This is a genomic window from Ningiella algicola, assembly GCF_028401415.2.
Lineage (GTDB): Bacteria > Pseudomonadota > Gammaproteobacteria > Enterobacterales > Alteromonadaceae > Glaciecola.
The window spans coordinates 2,953,792-2,974,875 of sequence record NZ_CP171821.2; the positions used below are offsets into that span (position 1 = coordinate 2,953,792).

The 21,084-nt window shown below is 47.2% G+C and carries 15 protein-coding genes; 3 read left to right on the forward strand and 12 right to left on the reverse strand.

Annotated elements, in window-relative coordinates; translation table 11 throughout:
- Positions 1–6: 6 nt before the first annotated feature.
- The 12 genes from PN836_RS12845 to PN836_RS12900 all read right to left on the reverse strand — a co-directional run bounded on the left by PN836_RS12845 (position 7) and on the right by PN836_RS12900 (position 14,885).
- Entirely contained in the window at positions 7–672 is a 666-nt protein-coding gene (locus PN836_RS12845; protein ID WP_395338887.1) for a MotA/TolQ/ExbB proton channel family protein, read from the reverse strand.
- A gap of 4 nt (positions 673–676) precedes the next feature.
- On the reverse strand, positions 677–1,063 hold the full coding sequence (locus PN836_RS12850) for a hypothetical protein (protein WP_395338889.1): 387 nt from the start codon (positions 1,061–1,063) through the stop codon (positions 677–679).
- Complete coding sequence (locus PN836_RS12855) at positions 1,060–1,935, reverse strand: tetratricopeptide repeat protein (RefSeq protein WP_395338891.1); 876 nt, start codon at positions 1,933–1,935, stop codon at positions 1,060–1,062. The genes PN836_RS12850 and PN836_RS12855 overlap by 4 nt, the downstream gene beginning before the upstream one ends.
- Positions 1,925–5,545, reverse strand: a complete 3,621-nt coding sequence (locus PN836_RS12860) for a tetratricopeptide repeat protein (RefSeq protein ID WP_395338893.1) — start codon at positions 5,543–5,545, stop codon at positions 1,925–1,927. Before PN836_RS12860 ends, PN836_RS12855 begins: the two co-directional genes overlap by 11 nt.
- A 6-nt stretch (positions 5,546–5,551) precedes the next feature.
- On the reverse strand, positions 5,552–7,714 hold the full coding sequence (locus tag PN836_RS12865; protein ID WP_395338895.1) for a hypothetical protein: 2,163 nt from the start codon (positions 7,712–7,714) through the stop codon (positions 5,552–5,554).
- 12 nt (positions 7,715–7,726) lie between these two features.
- Complete coding sequence (locus PN836_RS12870) at positions 7,727–8,299, reverse strand: hypothetical protein (protein ID WP_395338897.1); 573 nt, start codon at positions 8,297–8,299, stop codon at positions 7,727–7,729.
- A gap of 9 nt (positions 8,300–8,308) precedes the next feature.
- On the reverse strand, positions 8,309–9,658 hold the full coding sequence (locus PN836_RS12875; RefSeq protein ID WP_395338899.1) for a DUF3570 domain-containing protein: 1,350 nt from the start codon (positions 9,656–9,658) through the stop codon (positions 8,309–8,311).
- Positions 9,594–9,782 carry a DUF4266 domain-containing protein gene (locus PN836_RS12880; RefSeq protein WP_395345653.1) on the reverse strand — a complete coding sequence of 63 codons (189 nt, stop codon included), beginning with the start codon at positions 9,780–9,782 and terminating at the stop codon, positions 9,594–9,596. The genes PN836_RS12875 and PN836_RS12880 overlap by 65 nt, the downstream gene beginning before the upstream one ends.
- A 215-nt stretch (positions 9,783–9,997) precedes the next feature.
- The gene (locus PN836_RS12885; RefSeq protein ID WP_395338901.1) at positions 9,998–10,543 is read right to left on the reverse strand and encodes a TlpA family protein disulfide reductase; all 546 of its coding nucleotides are present in this window, start codon (positions 10,541–10,543) and stop codon (positions 9,998–10,000) included.
- Between the two features lie 26 nt (positions 10,544–10,569).
- Entirely contained in the window at positions 10,570–11,241 is a 672-nt protein-coding gene (locus PN836_RS12890) for an outer membrane beta-barrel domain-containing protein (protein ID WP_395338903.1), read from the reverse strand.
- A gap of 13 nt (positions 11,242–11,254) precedes the next feature.
- The gene (locus PN836_RS12895; RefSeq protein ID WP_395338904.1) at positions 11,255–12,022 is read right to left on the reverse strand and encodes an SH3 domain-containing protein; all 768 of its coding nucleotides are present in this window, start codon (positions 12,020–12,022) and stop codon (positions 11,255–11,257) included.
- A 4-nt stretch (positions 12,023–12,026) separates the two neighbouring features.
- Positions 12,027–14,885, reverse strand: a complete 2,859-nt coding sequence (locus tag PN836_RS12900; RefSeq protein ID WP_395338906.1) for a hypothetical protein — start codon at positions 14,883–14,885, stop codon at positions 12,027–12,029.
- Between the two features lie 705 nt (positions 14,886–15,590).
- Between PN836_RS12900 and PN836_RS12905 the strand changes: the two genes are divergently transcribed.
- The 3 genes from PN836_RS12905 to PN836_RS12915 are packed head-to-tail and all read left to right on the forward strand — an operon-like array spanning position 15,591 to position 20,995.
- Positions 15,591–16,838, forward strand: a complete 1,248-nt coding sequence (locus PN836_RS12905; protein WP_395338908.1) for a hypothetical protein — start codon at positions 15,591–15,593, stop codon at positions 16,836–16,838.
- Between the two features lie 2 nt (positions 16,839–16,840).
- Complete coding sequence (locus tag PN836_RS12910) at positions 16,841–19,315, forward strand: LamG domain-containing protein (protein ID WP_395338910.1); 2,475 nt, start codon at positions 16,841–16,843, stop codon at positions 19,313–19,315.
- Positions 19,316–19,336: 21 nt separating this feature from the next.
- Positions 19,337–20,995: a hypothetical protein gene (locus PN836_RS12915; RefSeq protein ID WP_395338911.1), complete on the forward strand. Its 1,659-nt coding sequence runs from the start codon at positions 19,337–19,339 to the stop codon at positions 20,993–20,995.
- Positions 20,996–21,084 lie beyond the last annotated feature (89 nt).

Below are 21,084 nucleotides of genomic sequence, written 5' to 3' on the forward strand. Positions count from 1 at the left end.
CCGCCTCTATGCGTCGGACGCGCGAGTTTTCAAAGAAAGGTGCTCAAGAGAAATAAGGCTGTTGAGACACTTCACGCCGGCCATTTCCATCGAATCGATAATTTCGGTCGTTTTACTTTGCAAAAGCGCGTGAAAGCCAAGCAAAGGAATAGCGGATATCAAGCCAAAAGCCGTGGTATTCATGGCCACCGAGATGGAACTAGACAGCAAACTGGCTTTTTCCGATGGGTCTGCATTAGCCACCGCAGAAAATGCCGCGATAAGTCCGATAATCGTCCCCAGCAGTCCAAGTAAAGTCGCGATGTTTGCTAAGGTTCCAAGATAAGACGTCCGCTTTTCAAGCCTAGGTACGGCCTCCATCAAGCCCTCTTCCATCGCATATTCAATGTCTTCACGCCGTGGGCTTATTCCTAAGCGCGTAATACCTGCGGCGATGACTCGGGACACAGGTGCACTGCTTTGCTGACTCATTTGCAGGATTTTGTCGAACTGCTGCTTGGCTAACAACGGCTCTATTTTACTAAATGCCAGTTTATTGGTGTGTTTAGCAGAGAGTAAAAATATATAGCGTTCAATCGTAATCGCTAGGCCTAGCGCCAAAATAATCGCGATTGGCAGCATAAATGAGCCGCCCTGCTGAAAAAACCGCGTGAGTGTGTCTAAAATATCCATGGGTCTACTCTCTTTCTTCTGAGTTTGCGTTGGGGTTAAGATTTCGTGTTTTATAAGCTTGCCTCAGCGCCAATTCTTGTAAAAACTGATTGCGTTCGATACTGGGCAAAGTATTTACCACCGGCTGCCAATTTTGTGTTTCATTGATTCGCTGATGCGTTGGCAGTTGCCAAGGCACAATAGTCAGCACTTGAGGTTGTTCTTTGTTGGCTCTAATGGTTTCTTCTAAGCGCAAGGGAGCTTGCGATTGGACTTGAGCGCTCTTCTCCTCCTCTAGCTGCGACGCTTGTGTCTGCTGCGCGCGAGGATCTTGAGCAAATGTCGAGGGCGAAAGCACGCAGGTAAGCAAAAGCGCTTTGAGCATAAATAAGGTTGTTACAGTAAACCTCATTGTTGACTCCTTTTTGAATGTTGAGCATCACTAAACAAACTTCCCGAATGGCGTCGTTCAATGTCTATGAGCCAGCCTTTTACTTGTTTGATATTTGCCCGCACGCGTGTTTGTTGAGCTTCGTTCCCCTCAATTTGTGAAGGCTCTGGAGAAGCTAGCAAACGATACTCAAGTAAAGCCAGGTAAGTCTCATAGTCGTTTTTTGCTTTGAGGGCATCGCCAATATACAAATCGAAAAGTAGCCCTCGGTTTCGGTAGCTGGGCGCGTATGAAGGCTTTGCCTCAATTGCCCGTTTATATAGCGCAAGCGCGGCATCAAAATCACCATTAACGCGATGTCGTTTTGCGAGTCGATTGGCTGCATAATAGTTATCAGGGTTGGTCTCAAGCGCTTGTTGGTAGCTTTGTATAGACGCTTCAAGCTGCTCATCGGCAAGATAAATGTCCCCCTCTAGCACGTATGCTGAGCTGTTAAGATCACTCAAAAAACCGGTTTCCTCTTTAGCTTGCGCAATCGCTGCCAAGGCCGCTTCGTATTTACCCTGATGATACGCATTCAGTGCATCGACTAAATGAGCCTTGCTGGCAGGAGGGTTCGTGCCTTTGCTGGACGCAAATCTGTCTGGCGAGTCAAGTAAATCACGTATGCGAGGAGAGATGTCCTTTGCAAATACTTGATTTCTTTGCAGTGCATTTTCAGTGGGTGCATTTTCAGTGGGTGCATCATCACTAAATAAATTACCCGTGCTCTGTTGGGCAGTCGCATCCGCGTCACGTTGGGAAGACACCAGCGACATCAGACTTGAACATGCACTTAGGGAAATTACAGTAACGCTAAGCAGTCCAATTGAGCAAAGGTGTTTATAAATCATCAGCACTTAGCTCCTCTATAAGTTCCTGTTTGTTATAACGAACAGGCATGAAATGACTTAGTGCTTCAAAGCTTTGCTTTACATAGCTGTCGTAAATGCCTGTCTGTGCGCGCTTTGCGTTAGTCTCATGTATTTCAATAGCTTGTTCTTCAAACGGATAGGCTTGCTCTTCAAGCAAAATTTCGTATTGGCTTTGTTCCAGCGCGCTTAAATTGTCTGGGCGAGCCGAAGACATGAGATCTTGTGCCAGTGTGCTGTACAAATTCGCCAGACGATAGTTTGCTTGGGTAGTGAATTGCGCTACGCCAAAAGACATAACTTGATCGTAGCTGTTAATGGCTTGTGTCAGTGCACTTTGCTTCTTTTGCAAGCTTTCGTTTAATGGTAAATCCAGTGCGATTTGAGAAAAGGCACGGTCGGCATCTTGCGCAAAAACCATGGCCGCCATCGCCGCTAGATAACGTGACCTCGGTGTACCCAGCGCGGCCAACTGCGTGTCGTTACTTAAAGAACCGGCATCCGCCTCAGCATCTTGTGAGGGCGACGACGACAGTTCAAGCTGTGCCTTTATGAGTTTATCCAACCAAAATCGGCGCTTATTTTCTTCTCCAGACTCAAGGTAATATTCACTCATTTTGAATCGTGCTTCGTTCGCTGGGGCAAGCGGATAAGGATAGGCGTGTGCATACTGTCGAAAGGTATCGAGCGCTTTGTTACGATTGCCGGCTTGCTCGTAATATAGTGCGGCCTGAAATAGCCTCTCTCGTGCTTGTTGCTTGTTATCGCTGCCAACTGGATGTTGATTTTGTGCGCCAGCATTAAATTGACTGCGCAGTAAATCGCCTGCGGCTTCATAATTGTTGCTTTGCTGATAAGCAAAAAGAAGCTGCTGCGGCAAACTTTCATTTAGTGGGGAATCAGCAAAACGCGTTGAAAAATCCAGCCAAAGCTCAATGGCTTGCTGCCAGTTTCCGAGCATGGCGAAATATACCGCACTGTCATATTGAGCGGCACTTCGAAAACTAGATGTGGGCACATCTTTGATCAAGCGTGCCCAGTGAGCCAGTGCTTCTTTGAGAACAAGTTTCGCTTCAGCGCTTAGCTTCAGATCGTATGGATTGCTCATCGCACTAATATCTTGTGGGCTTAGTGCGACTTGTGCGAGCGTTTGCTCTGCTTGCTTATAGATTGCAGCTGCTAGGCGGTCTTGTAGTGCTGAGATCTCAAGCCCCATCACAGTGGCAAGCGCAGCTGTAGTTTGCTGCTTGTCCGGCGCAACTGTGGCGTCGAGTAATTCACGATAATAGCTTTCAGCCTGAGCATATTGACCTTGTTCGAAAAGGCTATGCGCCATGACTAAAGATGCGCTTTGCTGGAATTGAGAAGATTGCGGATGGTCACGCAAATCCACTATTATTTGGGCAATCAGAGTGTCACTGAGTTTCTCTGACCCAGATGAATCCATGACAGATGTAACATCGCCTAAAAGATAGGCTGCCCACTTTTGAGCTTGAATATAGGCGCGCTCTGCGAAATACGAATGCATTAAATTCGACGCCACTAGCGGGCTGCGCTTATCATCATAAAAGGTAAGTACAAAGCGCGCTTGCGACTGCTGTTTAGCGCGTATGGCTTCACTTACATGATTATCAACAGGCGATTGACTATTCGATGCTTGGTTTGCATGTGGGGGTGCGCTGGTAAGGCCTTCGTGAGCAAGAATGGCGGCGTAGGCAGCTTCTGCCGCCAGCGCCTGGTCGCTTTGATCATCCATATAGGCATAGCGTTCAAAAGCGCTTATCGCTTGTGGATATTGTTCAAGCGCAAAATATGCCTCTGCCATATAAAAACGAAGCTGTGAGACTTCTTGCTGATATTCACTGTTCTGGGGCAGTTTCGAGAAGGTGTTTATAAAGTTTTCATAGTGAGATATGGCTTGCTCATAGGCTTCAGTGCGCAGGCTGCGTAAGTCGACTTCGCTGGCATTAGCCAAGGATTGATTCAGATCATCCGCTTTGCCTGACACTGGCTCAGAAGCAAAAGCACTTGAAAAATCGCGTTGCTCGAGTGCTTCAGAGCGGTCTTTATCCTTGTCGTTCATGCGCTTTAATTGAGCGTCGATGTGCTGGCCTAAATGATGCTCTGTTTGTGCCAACTCTTGTAAGTAGCGTCGTAGATAGGGCAAGGCGTCATCGGCTATTGGAGAATAAACAGCCGTTAAAACTCCATTTCCAAGTGAATAGGTGTCAACAAATTTGTTTTTCGCTATGCGTGCTTCGTCACTAAAACCACCAAGCAAGTAGGCGTCAATGTGGCGAACATAAAACTCGACGGCTCTTGGGTGTGCCGGGCTTGCTTGCGCGAAAGCCAACAGCACAGAAGCACTGTCAGTATATCTATCCTCATCAAGGTATTGCTGAGCTAGCTCCTCAAATATCAAATGACTATAGGCTGGCTGCCCTTGTTGAGCGTGTGTAGCTTGAGAAATCCCCTTCGCATAAAAATCCAGTATCGCTTGGCCACTTCCCTGATATGAAAAGGTGAGTGCCATGATGCGTAAACTATCTTTGAGCAAGCGCAGTTCTCCTTTACTCAAACTTGTATCGTCAAGTGCGCCGTTAAGTGAAAGTTTGGACAAGATGTTGTTTTGCTGCAATTTCACGTCGTTATTGAAGGTGTGTGCAAGCATCAAGTCAAACGCATACAAAGCTTCATCGAAACTATCGCGTTTAAATTCACTCCACCCGAGCATGTAGGCTGAAATCGCATAAAAATCGGTGCCGTGTTTGAGAGAAACTTGAGCATGAGTATCTATGACTTGGCGATAGTATCCGGAGGCAGTCTCAAAATCTTGACGATTGAAATAGTATTCGCCAATGCGAAAGAAAAGTTCCAGGTGCTGCTCATTGGGTGCATATCGCTCGAGTGAGAAGGTCTTGATATAATTTTTTGCCACCTCAACGCTCTGCGACTGTTTACCGCTTAAATCAAGTGCACGAGCCAGCTGATACATGGCATCCATTTGTTTTAGTGTGCTCGAATTCTCCGTATCCGCATTCTCATCAGATTCAACAAGGTCAGGAAGGTATGTTTGCGGTTGCGCGAGTATGCGCTGATATTCATCGATGGCTTCACTTAGATTGCCTGAGGCAGAATCATCCGCATTCATAAGCGCGATTTCCGCAATCTCCATTTTGATATCCGCTAAACGATAAGCAATTTGACGGCGCTGCTGCTCATCTCTCACGAGCGGCAGCAAAGATTCATATTCCGCTTGCTTTTGTAGCAAGCTGAGCCTTGGAATATCAGCAACATTGGTACTTGCAGAAGTCTCTGTATCTGTTTGCTGGCCGCGGGCCTGAGGCATCAAATTTAGACTGGATAAACCAGGCCGACTGCTTTTCCCCGCCAGCAAGCGTTGGCGTTGTTCGCGCTGAATCTCAGATAACCCCTTTGCGGGGCTTGCAGAAGCTTCAGGTTCAGACTCAATTGAAACAGGGTGACGCATCAACCCAAGTGCGCATGAAGCGAGAGAAAACAGACATACTAAGCTAAGCACAACGGTGCGAAATGCATTTAAGATGAATATTTCACGCTTACACTTATTCATCGTCTATCACTCTGAGGGCGCCAAGTCTTGTAAACGCAGCATGGCCAACCGCGTGTTCACTTGTTGGCTTGTCAATTGCTCAATTCGAAGTCTTATTAAATTTAGCAGCGCATTTTGTAAGCGTAAATCGGCTTGGTTAAATATCTCACGAGCCTGCTCATACAAACCCAGTATGCGAAGTTTATTTTGATCAATACTTTGCGATTGTTGCTCAAACAACTGTGTATTTTGTTTGGCGAGCCTTAAGCGTTCAAACTGATCTTGGGCGCTGCGCATCGCTTTGATTGCATCATCTAACAAGATTAGATGCTGTTGACGGCGCAGCGTAAAATTGTCATAAAGTTGCCAGTGAAGAAGCCCTTCTATGCGTGTGAGCCTTTGTTCAACATTTTCGGGCAGCGCTGAACTTTCATTGCTCTTATGACTTTCATCTGCATGGATGCTTTTCAATCTCAATTGAGCGCTCTTTAATCGCCGTAACTGCTTGCTTTGTGCTGGGGTCGCCATTTTTTTTGCAAGCGCAATTTCTGCATTTGGCTGACCTGGGTGTTGTGTGATTTTCGCATTGATAGTTTCAAGCGCTTGTCGCGTGTGACTAAGTTGGACTTGTGTTTGCTTGAGAGACAGGGCCTGCTGTCTTTGCAAATAGCGTGCTTGGCGAAGCTCAAGCATTTGTTCAAAAGTCGCCAGACTAGCAAGCTTACTTTGCAAGGCCCCCATACTTTGACGCGCTTGCTGGCGGACCAGCAAAAGATATCTTGCATCGAAGCGACTTGTGGCACTAGGAGATAAAAACAGCTGTTTTATATCAAGCAGATCATCGGGCCATGAGCTCATGCTAGGCTGAATATTCGCTCCAGCTTGTGCATCGCTTAGTTCAAGCTTATTAACAAAAGAAAGCTGGTCGAAAAACCCACTCCTGCGAACCTCGCCTGCAAAAGCCTCAAGCGATGCGATACTTTGGTCGATTTGCGCACTTGTATCTTCAAGTGCAAAAAAAGCATCTGCGAATTCCCCTTCTAACTGATAGGCGTATGCGAGTCCATAACTGGCCTGAAGACGATATAAACCACTCGAACGCTGCTGCAAATAATGCCAAACCTGTTTCGCTTGTACCAATCGCTCGTCTTGCGCCATAGCCCAACCAAGGGTCAGCATCGCTTGTTCAGCGTCGCCACCGTCAATGGATACTGCTGTGACGACTTCCAAAGCATTTGCATCATCACCTTGCTTTAACAACGAATAAGCTAATCCAAGATTGACGCGATCATATAGCGCATCTAGCTCAGTTTGCACGAGTGCCTGCGCTTGTTCGACTGCGGCTCTATCAACACTGAAATCTTCGATAAACCAATTGCTTGGATTGATCCAGTTGGCGAAGCGATTGCTGGCAGATAACTGTGGATTAGCCCTTGAAGCAAGAATTGACTGTTTTGCTTCAATAAACGCAGTCTCGGCTTGTTCATAGTTTTGCTGATTAAACTGAATACTGCCGAGATTGGCTAATAGGTAGGCTCGATAGAAGGTATCGTCGCTTAATTGCTTTGCTAAATCCTCCCAAGCTTGTCCTTGCTGCATACGCCAGTATGCATTTAAGTAAATCAGTTCTTGCCATTGCTCATGTGTAATATGTTCGTTCAGGGCGCGCTCAGAGATGATCGAAAACGCTTGCTGCGCTAAGTCAAATCGTTTGTTTTTAAGCCCTGCCTTTGCCAACCAATACCACGTATTTGCTTGAATGTAGGGAGAGCTGCTTTGCGCCAACAGGGTATTTAATCGCTTTAAAGCCTGTTCATATAATCCGATATTCAGCTCTGAGGCGCCTTGAATAAGGCGTAAGCGATCGAGATTCGCTTGGTCAAGCGCTGAAAACTGATGTCTTCGTTCAGCCACTTCAATCAAGGTAAGCGTGCTGTCGTACTGCCCTTGAAAATAAGCATAAAGTGCGTGTTCAAAATCTGTCTGCTGCTGGACTTGTGCAGACGATATACTCTGTGAAACGGCAAATGGACAAGCGCCTGCTGCGAGAATACTGGCGTAAACCCATCCCCATAAATGTTTTCTCAGCCTATTTGAGCGTGTTTTTTTCGCGGCTGTGTTCACCAGTGCTTTTGGCAATGCCCAGACCTGCGCAAAGCAAAGCTGAATGTTTAAATGCGAAGTGCTCATTAGCCTGTCATCCTAAAGGCGAGTGGCAGTAAACACAGGCTGGTGCTTAGCACTTGAGTCAAGCACGCTTAGCTCAATCGCAAGTGGCTCATCTGTCTTTTCAAACTCCAGGCTGAGCGCACGTTTGTATTCTCTTTGCTCGGGCCCTATGCCAATGAAAAACGCGCTGATCTCGTGCACACCCTGACCAATATTGCCAATATACAGACGCTGCACGCCACCTCGATAGAGCGCGTCTACTTGGCGTTCTGTATAGAGATATTGGGTAACTGTCTCGTCTCCTATTTTTAGCTCAACCGAATCAAGCGCGAAGTATTCACCCACGTCCATAGAAAGGTAAACAGCCACTTGAGTTGAAGCTGGAAACAGCAAGTCTTCTTCTAAAATAAACAAGTCACGGTTAAGCCGCACTATCGCTTGACGCAAGCTTTCAATTTCTGCCCCCAACTCGCTCATCTGGGGTGTTTGCTCGCTATTGTTGCTCTGTTGCGAGAACGCTGCCGGGCTTAAGCAAATGAGCAGAAGAAGGCCACAAATCAGCCTGCTTGTTTGCTGAAACGACCTGATAATAGCTAACATGCTCATATCGAGCTCCTAATAGTAAATTGAGCCATAAAGCTTGATCACGCTGGCGGAAAAACCAAACAAAGGCTCTTCGCCCACCGGCGCATCCGCCGTAACGTCGCGAAAGTCCTCATAATCGAAGTCCATATAGTCGTATTCAAAATGCAATGAACTTCGTTTAATCATGTCACTGGATGAAAACTGCCATTCATAGCTGACGGCCACCCCTAGAGTAAGCCCACTATAGGTGCTCATCTCTTTATCACGTGCCATGAAATTAAACTGGTTTTCGCGTTCGAACAGGTCCTGATAAAAATCGGCGCTCTGTTGGGTGTAGTAGCGAGCAAACACATCAAACAAAAAGCCTTGGTAAGGATGCAGGTAGCCAAGCTTGTAGTTTTGCGCGTCAATGCCCCAAGTATCATCATATAAGCGAGCATCAGCGTAGATAGCCGCGCGGTAGGGCAAGTAGTAGTTTGCATTTAACGAATATGCATTAGATGAGCGAGTGTTTGGGTAAATTTCAGTGGCAAAGCGAAAGCCTTGTTCAGAATTTGCATCCAAAAATCTTACACTTCGATACGGATTGTTAAGGTAGCCCTCATCGGAAATATGTTCGGCGTTAAATCCCATGATCAGGTTTTTGGTAAAGACTTGCGTAAAGCCGAAGCCAAACTTTTGTCTATCAGCCTCTTCACTAAAGCTCTCATCACCGCGACGCCCTACCTCGTCCCAGCCTTTGGAATAAGTGAGTGAAATAGTGGATAAGTCGCCAAAAAAGTCTTGACTGATGCCCACGAAAACGGAATTTGCTTCAAAGTCTTCTTCGCTTGAATTGGTGTAGCTGACACTTAACAAGGTTTTTTCGTGCAAAAAATCAGAGCCCAGCGTGGTCTCTTTTCGGGTTTCTTGATAAGGGGACGCGGTTGCCCTTACATCTATGGACGCGCCAGACACCGTATCGACATAATAATTGGCTGAGAGCGATACATGATTACCTACTTTTTTTCTCAGCAGCACGGAGGGGCCGTCAATGGTCACGCCATCTCCTTCATAGCGGTGATACATCACATCCGAGCGGTCTTGCGGTAACACCGCGGCCTGACTGGAAGAAATTGAAACAATCATTGCGGCAACAATGAGTACCAGCGCGAATAAAAACAAAGCTGTTTTCAACACGCGAGACCAAAATCGAGATGGTCGCAGAAAAAGCGGTCGTTGTTTCATAGCAGCCAGCGCTTGACTTTGGGCAGCATCTTTTAACACGATTCCGGTATCAAAACGGTGTAGCGTTCGTACAGACGGTTCCACTTGTTTAGTTACAGCCACAACCACCACCAGCACCGCCATCGGCGCCACGTGCGCCTTCTCGTGATTCATTAACGTGCTTACCATAGGCTAAAGCGATAGGGTTACGATTCATGCTCATGATGGGGTCTGCTAAGTTACTGCGTTCATAGGGTTTTACCCAAGGTTCTACTTTAAAAAATGAGGCACTAAACAAGCCTTCGAAAAAGCTCTCTGGCGTCTTTTCAGTTGTTGCATCATTTGGGATGACACCATCTGAAGCTTGCGCAGTTTTGCTGTTTTGCGCTTCAAGCCGAGCGTCAGAATGATTGTTGGTCATGGCGAAATACTCGCTTTGCGTCGACATGCCTGCACACCCGCTTAAAAATGCACTTGCAAGAATGACTATCAATCCAATAAAGCAACGCATGCTTACTCCTCACGCAATAGCATGTTGATTGCCTCTTCATACTTAAGCTCATCGCCTTTGCGATAACCCATATGAAGCAAGCGCTGCTTGCCATTGCGATCGATAATCACGGTGGTTGGCATAGCATTGACATTAAAAAGTTCACTGACCTTTCCCTGAGTGTCGTAAAGTACGGGAAAGCTCACTTCGATATCATCAAGCAATACATTGGCTTTATCAGGGTGGTCGTCTACGTTCACCGCTAAAATTTCAAAGCCTAAGTCAGAATAGTCTTGATAGAGGCTTTCCATTTCAGGTAACTCCTCTCGGCATGGCCCGCACCAGGAGGCCCAAAAGTTGATAAGCACAATGTTGCCGCGCTGCTCCGACAGGCGAATATTGCCAGCATCTTTGCTCTTAAGGGTAAAATCCGGTGCTAAAATACTCTTATTGATGCCCTCAGTTGCTGCATTGACGTAACTTGACATAAAACCAAGTAAAGCCACCGACAGCATAACGAGTAAGATAAAACTAAGCGCCGTTTGCGAACGGTATGGTTGGAATCTCATAGTGCTTGCCTTTTCATTTACATGCCTTAAAAGAAAAATGAGGTTGAAAGCGTGTAGGTTAGATTATTCACGTTCTTTTCTTTGCCTAATATATCGCTGTTGAAGATGTGATCGCGCACATCTAATCGAAGCGCGAAGTAATCGGTAAGCAGCACTCGATAGCCTGCCCCTGCCGAGACAGTGAAGCGTTCATCTCCACCAAATTCTGTACTGCCAGCGCCCAGCGTCAGATAAAAATCGGTGTTAAACACCAGGTCACTGGTCACAAATAGTTCACCGTTCATGTTGTAGCCAAGGGAAACATCATAGTAGCGGTAGTCTCGCTCGTCGTCGGTCAAAAACGGTGCGCCACCCGAGAGGGTTTCAAAACTGGTTTCGCCGGCTTGAGCAATACCGTAGGTTCCTTCAATGAAAAGGTGTTCATTGACGTGGTAGGCAATGCGAGCGCCATATACAACATTGGATTCAAAATCTTCAATACTAATGACACCCATGTATGCACCCACCTCAAAATTCTCAGAATCAATGTCGAATTCTTTGATGTCACGACGCTCAATATTTGGATCAATCTCCACCTGTGCTTGATTGCTATTGACTTGAGCAAAGGCAGTATTGTTGATGATAAATTGACTCGCTAGCACGGCTAGACAAACAACGGTTGCGCCATATTGTTTAATTCTATTCACGGTCAATTTCACTGCCATTTCTCCTTTAAAAAAACACACTGGCGCCCAGCATCCACTGATCTAGGCGCTCTTGTTCATCGCGATCGGTAAGCGCAAGTAAGGCTCGATATTCAAATTTGAGCAACACACTTTTAGTAAAGTAATAGCGCGCACCGGCACCCACCTCGTAGTGGTTAGATGTTCTCAATTCGTCGCCACTTTGCACTAAGTTCGCTCTTGGCTGGGTGCGAATTTGACCCGCCCCAACAGCCAAATACGGGCTTATCTTCCAGCTGGGAAATAAAGTATGACGCATGCGAAGCGACCAAATTCTGTTTTCAGAAAAATCCCCGAGGGCTTGGGTGAAGCTTGCATCCACCGCCAAATTGCGCGTCCACACCCAGGTGCCAGATGCGCTCAACGCTGCAACATCGTCAAGTACACCACCCATCAATGTTATTTCGAAGTCGCGGTTTTGATAGTCTTCAAAGCTGCCGCTGGAAGCAAACACGCTACTACCGTCGCTTAAGCGGGTTAGCGCAATACTTTTTTCACTTATCCAACCTTCGACTGCCCTGCCACCGCGAGTCTGCACACGAATTTTGTACCATGAGGTTTGTGATTTAAGCACGGCTAAACGCTCACCTTTTTCGACCACGTGAAAGATAGGGTAAGCTTGAGCAGGGCCCGTGTGGACGTTGATAAATGCACCATTGACAATCAACTCAAAAGGCTGTGAAGCAACAAGCGGGGAAGAAACACCATATAGGCAAAGTGCGAGGATGAGTTTTGCGCTCAAGACGTGACTAAACATTCTCCTAGTCCTGCGGCGCATCAAAAGGGTTATTGTAGTATTGGCCGCCAATATCTAACCATTCGGCAATCAACTTAAGCTCAGCGGCTGACAAAAGCTCGGCATGGTTTACCGTTGTGTCTAAATCGTTGGCTAAAAATGGCGAGAAAAAACGCTCACTGGCTAAGGCGCCTTGTGTGCGCATACTGGGGGGCACATTTACCCCATCAACAAGCACAATAGGGTCACCGTTAGCATCTAAAATCAGCTCGCCGTTTTCATCTGTGGCGAACACTGGGTCACCGTTTTCATCTAATACGGGCTCCACAATATCCAGTAGCGCGCCGTCGACAAGCTCCTGCGCGTTATCATTAAAAAGAAGTTCACGGTAGCTAGTGACAACATCTGCGTCATCTGTTGACGGTGCATTGACGAGATTGAGCTGGGCCGCCGGTATGCGGCTTTGTCCATCTGCATCTGTATCGCTATGGCATGCTATGCAGGTATTATCATTCAGTACATTTCCCAGCTCGTCCCGTGTGGCTCTATCTAGCTCAAAAATAGGCGCAATATGCAGAGGGTAGTTGATCACGCTGCGGCAAATAGCTGACCAATTTTGTGCGCAGCTTTGGGACACTGGTAAGGGTGTTTGCAAATCAGCATAGGCGTAAGCAAATGATGGTTCTGGCGTCTGTGTTTGTGGATTCGCCCATATGTCCTCAAATACAATGTCTGAGGTTAATGACGGCAAACCCTGCACGCGCGAAAACGTTTGTGCCATGGTCTCACCAATGTCGGCAAATAAACTTGGGTTGGCGCCAGGAAAGGGAGCTCCGGTATTAGGTGCGCCACCATTGATTGAATCGTGCTGCGCCTCAATCCGCCCGTGAGGCGCTTCACTATCTTGACTATGACAACCCACACAGTTTTTCTGCTCGCCGGGCACGAGCTGCAACCAATTGTCGTGTCTTTCATAAATACGCATACCCTGCGCATCCAACACTTCTATAGTAAAGGGAACGTTCGCAGGTACCGCGACTTTGACCGAACCATCTGGCTGAATAGGTGTATATCCTAATACTTCTCGCATCAACTGATCTTGTGAGCGTCCAAACGCAGAATTGTCGAATTCGAGCACGTCGTCGTCAGGTATCGACACGCTTTTAACCACCCGTAAAAAACGAGCCGGGCGCATGCTAGCAGGCGTTATTAATGGATTGCTAGTGTCTACTATGCCGGCGGGACTGCTGTCTTCGCCATCAAAATCATAAACGCTGGCAATGTTGATTACGCCGTAGGCATTATCGAGAAGCTGCTGATTACTCGCATCCACGCTTGAAATTGGGTTGGCCGGGAAGGGGCGGTTTTCCATGGCAACCACTTCACTAATAGCGACGGTTTCTTGGGGAATATTTAGCGCTAGTTGAGTTTGCTCTAGCGCGCTCTCATCTGATGCCTGCGCAGGGTCAAACATCCACAAACCATAAACGGGGGGGGCAAGTTCGAAGCTCTCTGGTGCCGCCATATCTGCATTCGGATTCTCATCATCAACAATCGTATTTGCAATGTTTTCTTCACTACAGGGGGCTATGGTGCGTTGTAAGTTTGGGTCGCTAGGGTCTTCACCTTCTGCCAAGGCTTTATACAACCTGCACTGCGCCCAGCCAAAAATAATTCGCCCGCTGCCGTCCCACAATGGATACAAAGCGTTGATATATCCGCCTTTTGATATCTCTTCTGACAAGCTGATGCTTTCAAACAATATGCTTTGTTGCGCTTGTGTTGCGCCATCAGCTACTTCACCCACAATCGGACGCTCGTTGTCTGTGAAGGCTTGAATATCAATGCTGTAATAGTTGGTGTTAAATAAGGGCTCTGAAAAAGACGCTGCACCATACAAAATTTGGCCATCTGGGGTAACACTCGTATTGCTGTATTGCGCAGCATTAATCCCAGGCACTGAATCACGACTGTGGCGTCCGTACATAAGGGTTAAATCACTTCCATCAGCGTTCATTTGGTAGAGATTAAGGCCTTTATCGCCCGATACCTGATCCCAGCGACTGAAGAGTATTTTGCCATTAGGTTGTACAACAGGGTCTAAATCATGACTTTGGTTATACGAAATTTGCGTAATATCACTGCCGTCTGCATCCATCAAATGCAGCACAGAAGCCGGCACGTTCAGGCTCTCTTCAAGGCCAGAATACTGAGGTTTTCCCTCATCAAGCAAACGGGCTTGATTGCCGCGCTGACGAGTAGAACTGAACACAATGCGTCCGTCTGCTAAAAACGAAGGACCGGTGTCGTCACCCGCTTGTGCGCCGGCATCGGAACTGATAACTCGAATGAGCGAGTCATCGTCTCGAGAATACAAATATATATCCCAAGTGGGTGAAAAACCTAAGGCATCAAATTCGGCTAAATCTGGCAAGCGTGCTGCAAACACAATGCGCTGTCCGCTGTAGTCGTTTTCCAAGTCTTTTATATCGATGAGTACTGGAACGCCGTTTTCATCTACAATCGGTGCTTGTTCATTGACCTCCACCGTTTCTCCTGTCGCGCTTTGCAGCATCAGCGCAGTCAAGCGCTGAGTCAAATCGATTTGAGAAGAGGATGCGCTTGCTCTGCGTTTTATGACTAGCGATGCGCCTGGAATAAACTGAGCGGGTTGAGTGATGTCGCGCAGCGGCGGGCCGTCTGATGAGAGAAAATCTCTTTGAATAAACGCGATAGGGACTTCAACGACAACGGGATCCGCACCCTGCTCGTCGTCTGAATTTGAATCTACAATTGAACCACCGCAGGCAACAATGAACAGGCTAAAAAGCATAGCAAGCATAAATGCCAAGCAACGAGTGCGATGAACCCCTCTTTTATTCATGATGAGGATGCACCTAAGCTTATTGGATTGTGATGCTTGTATTTCATGTATCAGCTTCTCATAACTATCACTCGTCGAACCCCGAGTCAGAAATGCTATTTGTTTGAACAATTGATCAAGCTCTCGGCTTGAGTGTTGCACTCGGGTAAGACACTACGCATTGTCAAGAATAGTGCTTATCGGGTCAGCGTAGCTAGTGTCGCGATTCAAAGACGAGGCGCGCGAAAGTCATCCTTTTTTGCGCTTTACATGGATAAGAAGCGTGTATGAAATGTCACTTAAAATAGTCACTTAGGGCGCTGGTATAGCAAGTGAAACAAGTGTTTCGCAGCAGTTGATGACACAAGGAAAATGCCTTAAATTTAGGTTATAAAAATCAAGTTATATATGCACAATTAGAATTAAAAAAAACATTTTCATACTAAAAAGATTTCGATGATTACGAATGCACACCTTTTCGACTAAACTCTAAGATATTGATTAATCTATAGATAATTTGATATTTGTCGCTTAATGATGGTTTATCCGCTGTATTGGTGTCGACCATTTGCGACCAATTGAAGCTTGTCATTCAGTTTAGGATAAGCTGAGTAAGCCTTGCATCAAACTTATCTCTTTAATTATCAGTAGCTTGTTGTTTTAGGCACAGTTTGTGTAAAGGCACGCATGAGATAACACGCTCGCTGCAAATTTAGGGAGTAGTCCATGCACCGACCCGGATTTCTAGATAGTGCGGCATTTGCTCTTGCGCTTTTAGTCCTTCCACCTTTATCGCTTTCACAAAGTCTCCCATCGCAAGATGCACGAGTGCAGGCTAAGTTTATCCATGACCGTATTGCAGGCGTGCCCCCATCGGCGCTGGTGTTGGACCAAATGAGTAGCTTAATTCAAAATGCTGACGCGCTAGGCGCAGCTCAGTTGGCCATGCAAGATCCATCCTTCTATAACGTGACGCTTAAAAACTGGGTAACACCTTGGACTAACGAAGAAGCCGATATATTTGCGCCTCTCAACGATTACACTGCGACCGTCATCGGCATGGTGCGCGATGATCTAGACTTTCGCGCCGTCTTAAGTGCTGACATTCTCTATAGCGCCAGCGGCCACGCTGGCGCGCCTGCTTACAGCACCAGCAATAATGCGCACTATGAAGCGCTTGAAAATAGCGGCTTAGATTTATCAACGGTACTGGTGCAATCCACTCAGTCTTCCCTTACTGGATTAGCGCCTGACGCCACCGCTGGCGTCATGACTACAAGAGCCGCTGCAAAATCGTTTTTCAAAGACGGCACCAATCGCGCAATGCTGCGCTTTACTTTAATGAATCATCTTTGCACCGATCTTGAGCCCTTAAGAGATACTAGTCTTCCTCCCGATCGTATCCGCCAAGATTTAAGTCGCAGCCCAGGTGGTGACAGCCGTATTTTCTCAAATTCCTGTGCAGCTTGTCATAACGGTATGGATCCACTTGCGCAAGCCTTTGCTTATTATGAGTACGATTACAATGTCGATGCCGACCCACAGGGTGAAAATGGGCAGCTTCGATATAACAGCGAAGGGCAGATTGATGCACAAACCGGCACGCGTGTTACAGCAAAGCATCGCATTAATGAAAACAACTTTCCCTTCGGCTTTATCATAAATGACGACAAATGGGATAACTATTGGCGAGAAGGCATCAATCAAAACTTGGGCTGGTCACAACAGCTTAGCGGCAGCGGATTTGGCGCAAAAAGCATGGGGGAAGAGCTTGCCAACAGCCGTAAGTTTGCCGCTTGCCAAGTTACCAAGGTATTTGAAAACGTGTGTTTGCGGCAGGTACAAGATAGTGACGACCGCTTGGCTCTGACTCGTATGACTGACAATTTTATTGCATCTGGCTATAAGATAAAAAACGTGTTCGCTGATACTGCGGTTTATTGCTCCTCTAGCTTATCTGCGCCGGGAGAATAGACATGAATATCAACCGTCGAACACTGATTAGCGCTGCCGTTTGGATGCTTACCATTATCACCCTCAGCGCCTGCGGTGGGGGTTCCGATACGCAGGTAACTGAAACGCCCACACCGCCTCCTAACAATTCACCTGACAGCAACTACAATGGTCCGCCTCCGGCAACTACTGATGTACAGAACTTCAAACTCAATGTATGGGACAACTTGGCAAGTGCAGATAAATGCGGCGCTTGTCATATTCAAAATCAACAAGACCCGGCATTTGCGCGTTTTGACGACATTAACGAAGCCTATGCGATTACCAATACATTGGTGGACAAAAATGCCCCAAATGACTCCTTACTGATAACAAAGGTGGCAGGCGGTCACAACTGCTGGTTAAGCAGCCTAAGCGCCTGTACAGATTTGATGATCACGTGGATTGGCGCATGGCTAGATGACAATCAAAGCGCTACAAGCATTGAATTAGAAGCACCGATAGCGAGAGAAGTAGGTGCAAATAAAAACTTTCCGTCGTCACCCTCTTTATTTGAGGACACCGTTTACCCTATTTTGCAAACCTACTGCAACGAATGCCACACCGGTGATGCAGCAATTCCTATTTCTCCCTTTATCGCCTCAAGTGATGTCGCCGAGGCTTATTTTGCCTCTATATCCAAGCTTAACTTAGATGTGCCTGAAGACAGCCGAGTCGTTGCCAGAGTCAGAGACGAATTTCATAACTGCTGGAGCGATTGTGCCAGTGATGCCAGAACGCTTAACGATGCTGTTCAAACGATGTCTGATGCAATAGAAGTCACCCAGCTTGATAGCAATTTGGTTGCCTCCGATGCAGTGGGCTTATTTGACGGCACGCTTGCCAGCGGCGGCGGACGGTTTGAGTCAAATCTGGTGGCTAAATGGGAATTTAAAACCGGCTCTGGCAATACGGCTTTTGATACCAGCGGTGTCTCCCCAGCTTTGGATTTAACGCTGTCTGGTCAATACAGCTGGGTAGGTGGCTGGGGAATCAATCTTGTCAACGGCAAAGCGCAAGGCACTACAAGTAATAGCAGAAAGCTCTATGAACTGTTGACCGCCACTGGCGAGTTTGCAATTGAGGCCTGGGTTGCGCCAGCAAATGTGACCCAAGAGGGGCCTGCTCGCATTATCAGCTATTCAGGCGGCGATGACAGACGCAATTTTATGCTAGGGCAGAGCCTTTACAACTATAACTTCTTGCTTCGTCATGGCAATACGGACGCAAACGGCAGCCCTGCGCTTAGCACAGCAGATGCCGATGAAGATGTCCAAACTGCCTTACAACACGTGGTCGTAAATTACAGTGCCAGCGGTGCCAGAGAGATATTCGTCAATGGCGAAAGCACAGGGGATATTGATAGTATCGAAGCCAGCAATTTCAATGACTGGGATGACACTTTCGCATTTGTTTTAGGAAGCGAAGTCAGTGGTCGTTTTCCTTTTGCTGGCGTTATTCGTATGGTGGCAATTCACAGCCGTTCGCTAGACAGCGCGCAGATTCAGAGCAATTTTGATGCGGGGATAGGGCAAAAATTTTATCTGTTATTCGGTATTACTGACATTATAGATGTGCCGCAATCCTATGTCGTATTTGAAGTCAGTCAGTTTGATAGCTACAGCTATTTGTTCACCGAGCCTTTTGTTATCAGTCTAGATCCACAAAATAGCGCTGCACTTGACGACATTCGTCTAGCAGGCATGCGCATTGGTATTAATGGTCGAGAGGCAAGCACCGGGCAAAGTTTTGCAAGGCTAAATACCGCTATTGATTCGGCTACAAGTAATGAGCTGAGCGGCGTGCCTTTATCGGCTCAAGGAACGATTATTCCTGTGCAAAAGGGACCTGAACTGGACGAGTTTTTCCTTACCTTTGACCTGCTTGGCCAAGCGCAGTCTCAACGCGTTGTTGCACAAGCGCCAGTGCCTGCGCCACCAAGCGATTTACCGGCACAGGCCGAAGTTGGTGTACGGAATTTTGAAGAAATCAATGCTAGTATGTCAGCGCTCACCGGCGTTGCCAGCAACCAAAATGATGTTTACGTCACATATACTCAACTGCGTCAGCAACTCCCTAGCGTAACTGCACTAGACAGCTTCTTGGCATCAAACCAAATGGCAGTCACCCAGTTAGCGATTAAATACTGTGATGCCTTAGTTGAAGACACAAACCTTCGCGCGCAGTATTTTCCAAATGTGAACTTTAGCGCCAATGCCAATAACGGCTTTAGTGAAGATACAAAAGCCGCAATCATTACGCCCTTAAGTCAGCGCATGCTTGGAAGCGGACTTAGCTCGCAACCACAGTCATCTCAAATATACTCAGAAATCAGCGCCTTGATTGAGCGTTTAAGTACCTGCTCAGCTAGCAGTAGCTGCTCTGTTGATACCACAAAAACCGTCGTGAAGGCCAGTTGCGCAGCATTGCTGGGCAGTGCTGTTGTTACCGTTCAGTAAGCGGATTGAGGAACACCCATTATGAAAAAAACCTACAGCATGCCCAAGGCCAAAACCCAATCCGCAAAGCGATCTTTTTCAACGCGATGCACTAAGGTCGCACCAGCGCATACTAAAGATGCACCGCTGTTGCACAATGACCACGGCAAACCAATCACCCGCAGAGACTTCATTGCTCAAGGTTTTTGTGCGGGCGCTACCGCATTTGCAGGTGCGTCAGTTTTGAGTTTGTTTGCCAATCCAAGAAAGGCCTATGCTCAGCTCTCACCCGACCTAGAAGCCCTGAAACAAAGCTGCGGCATTGCGACTCAAGGCGCTGGCAAAATTCCGTTTATCGTGTTTGATTTAGCCGGTGGAGCAAATATAGCGGGCTCAAACGTGCTCGTGGGTGGACGCGGCGGTCAAATGGATTTCCTAAGTGCTCAAGGCTATTCAAGACAAGGACTGCCTGGCGATATGATCCCCTCTATTGCCAACCCCGACACTGGCCTTTCAGATTTTATCAATACCGAATTAGGCTTAGCGTTTCATTCCGACAGTGCTTTTTTAAGAGGCATACAAGATAAGTTGGCACTCACAAACAGAGCCAATGTAAATGGTGCGGTAATACCTGCACGATCTGAAAACGATACTGGCAACAATCCCCATAATCCGATGTACGGCATCCATAAAGCAGGTGCCGATGGCTCACTGCTAACATTGATTGGGTCGCGTAATTCTGACTCTGGCGGCAATTCTATGGCGCCCGCTGACTTAATTGATGCGGCTATTCGCCCCACCAAAGTCGACCGACCCTCTGATGTGACGGGCTTAGTTGATACCGGCGATTTAGTCGGCTTGCTGTCTCAGGATGACTCTGTAGCTGTGATGGAGTCAATTCAGCGTATATCAGACATGAAACTTAATCGCGTTAACACCCAAATCAGCAGTGATGATGTCCTTAAAGACTTAGTCAGATGTGCTTATGTGAAAAGCGCCGATATTACCGATAGATTTGGTGACCCAAGCACGCTTAACCCTGAGCTTGACCCAGTAATTGTAGGGGACGGCGGCATATTCAGCGCTGAAGAGTTTGCCTCAGACCGTGAGTTTCAAAAAACCGCATCGGTAATGAAGTTGGTAATGAACGGCTTTGCAGGTGCAGGCACGATCACGATGGGCGGCTACGACTATCATGTTGGGAATCGGTCCACCGGTGAAATACGTGATTTGCATGCAGGCCGCTGCATGGGCGCTTGTCTGGAATATGCAGCGCGCGTTGGCATGCCTTTAATGATGTACGTGTGCAGCGACGGCTCAGTGTTTAGCAATGGCATGATTGATAACTCTGCCGACGGGCGCGGCAAGGGCGTTTGGACAGGCGACAATTCCTCTACCGCTGCCTCATTTTTCTTGGTTTATAACCCCAACGGCACACCGCAATTAATAGGTGCAGACCAAAGCCAACAAGCTATGCATCAGCAGCTTGGCTATATGCGCAGCGACGGAAGCGTTGAAACCGCAAGTACACCCGCAGCTAACAATGTGAATCTATTAGTTGAAACGGTGGTGCTCAATTATTTAGCCCTGCATGGTGAGCAGGGCCGAATAAACGAAGTACTACCTGGCAATAGCCTTGGCAATGCCAACTTTATCGACTCACTTACCGCTTTTGCGCCTATTGTAGATGGACAAATTTAGGCAATTATAAGCCAAGCATTTCAGGCAAGTATTTCAAAAGACTTGCAATATCCTCGCACATAGGCGTATATTTTTTGAGCTACTGGAAC

Bases quoted from the DNA above. Each gene is read 5' to 3' on its own strand.
- PN836_RS12875 (WP_395338899.1), bottom strand. From the start codon at position 9,658: ATGAATCACGAGAAGGCGCACGTGGCGCCGATGGCGGTGCTGGTGGTG.
- PN836_RS12855 (WP_395338891.1), bottom strand. From the start codon at position 1,935: ATGATTTATAAACACCTTTGCTCAATTGGACTGCTTAGCGTTACTGTA.
- PN836_RS12915 (WP_395338911.1), top strand. From the start codon at position 19,337: ATGAAAAAAACCTACAGCATGCCCAAGGCCAAAACCCAATCCGCAAAG.
- PN836_RS12870 (WP_395338897.1), bottom strand. From the start codon at position 8,299: ATGAGCATGTTAGCTATTATCAGGTCGTTTCAGCAAACAAGCAGGCTG.
- PN836_RS12895 (WP_395338904.1), bottom strand. From the start codon at position 12,022: ATGTTTAGTCACGTCTTGAGCGCAAAACTCATCCTCGCACTTTGCCTA.
- PN836_RS12910 (WP_395338910.1), top strand. From the start codon at position 16,841: ATGAATATCAACCGTCGAACACTGATTAGCGCTGCCGTTTGGATGCTT.
- PN836_RS12845 (WP_395338887.1), bottom strand. From the start codon at position 672: ATGGATATTTTAGACACACTCACGCGGTTTTTTCAGCAGGGCGGCTCA.
- PN836_RS12865 (WP_395338895.1), bottom strand. From the start codon at position 7,714: ATGAGCACTTCGCATTTAAACATTCAGCTTTGCTTTGCGCAGGTCTGG.
- PN836_RS12885 (WP_395338901.1), bottom strand. From the start codon at position 10,543: ATGAGATTCCAACCATACCGTTCGCAAACGGCGCTTAGTTTTATCTTA.
- PN836_RS12860 (WP_395338893.1), bottom strand. From the start codon at position 5,545: ATGAATAAGTGTAAGCGTGAAATATTCATCTTAAATGCATTTCGCACC.
- PN836_RS12850 (WP_395338889.1), bottom strand. From the start codon at position 1,063: ATGAGGTTTACTGTAACAACCTTATTTATGCTCAAAGCGCTTTTGCTT.
- PN836_RS12900 (WP_395338906.1), bottom strand. From the start codon at position 14,885: ATGAATAAAAGAGGGGTTCATCGCACTCGTTGCTTGGCATTTATGCTT.
- PN836_RS12905 (WP_395338908.1), top strand. From the start codon at position 15,591: ATGCACCGACCCGGATTTCTAGATAGTGCGGCATTTGCTCTTGCGCTT.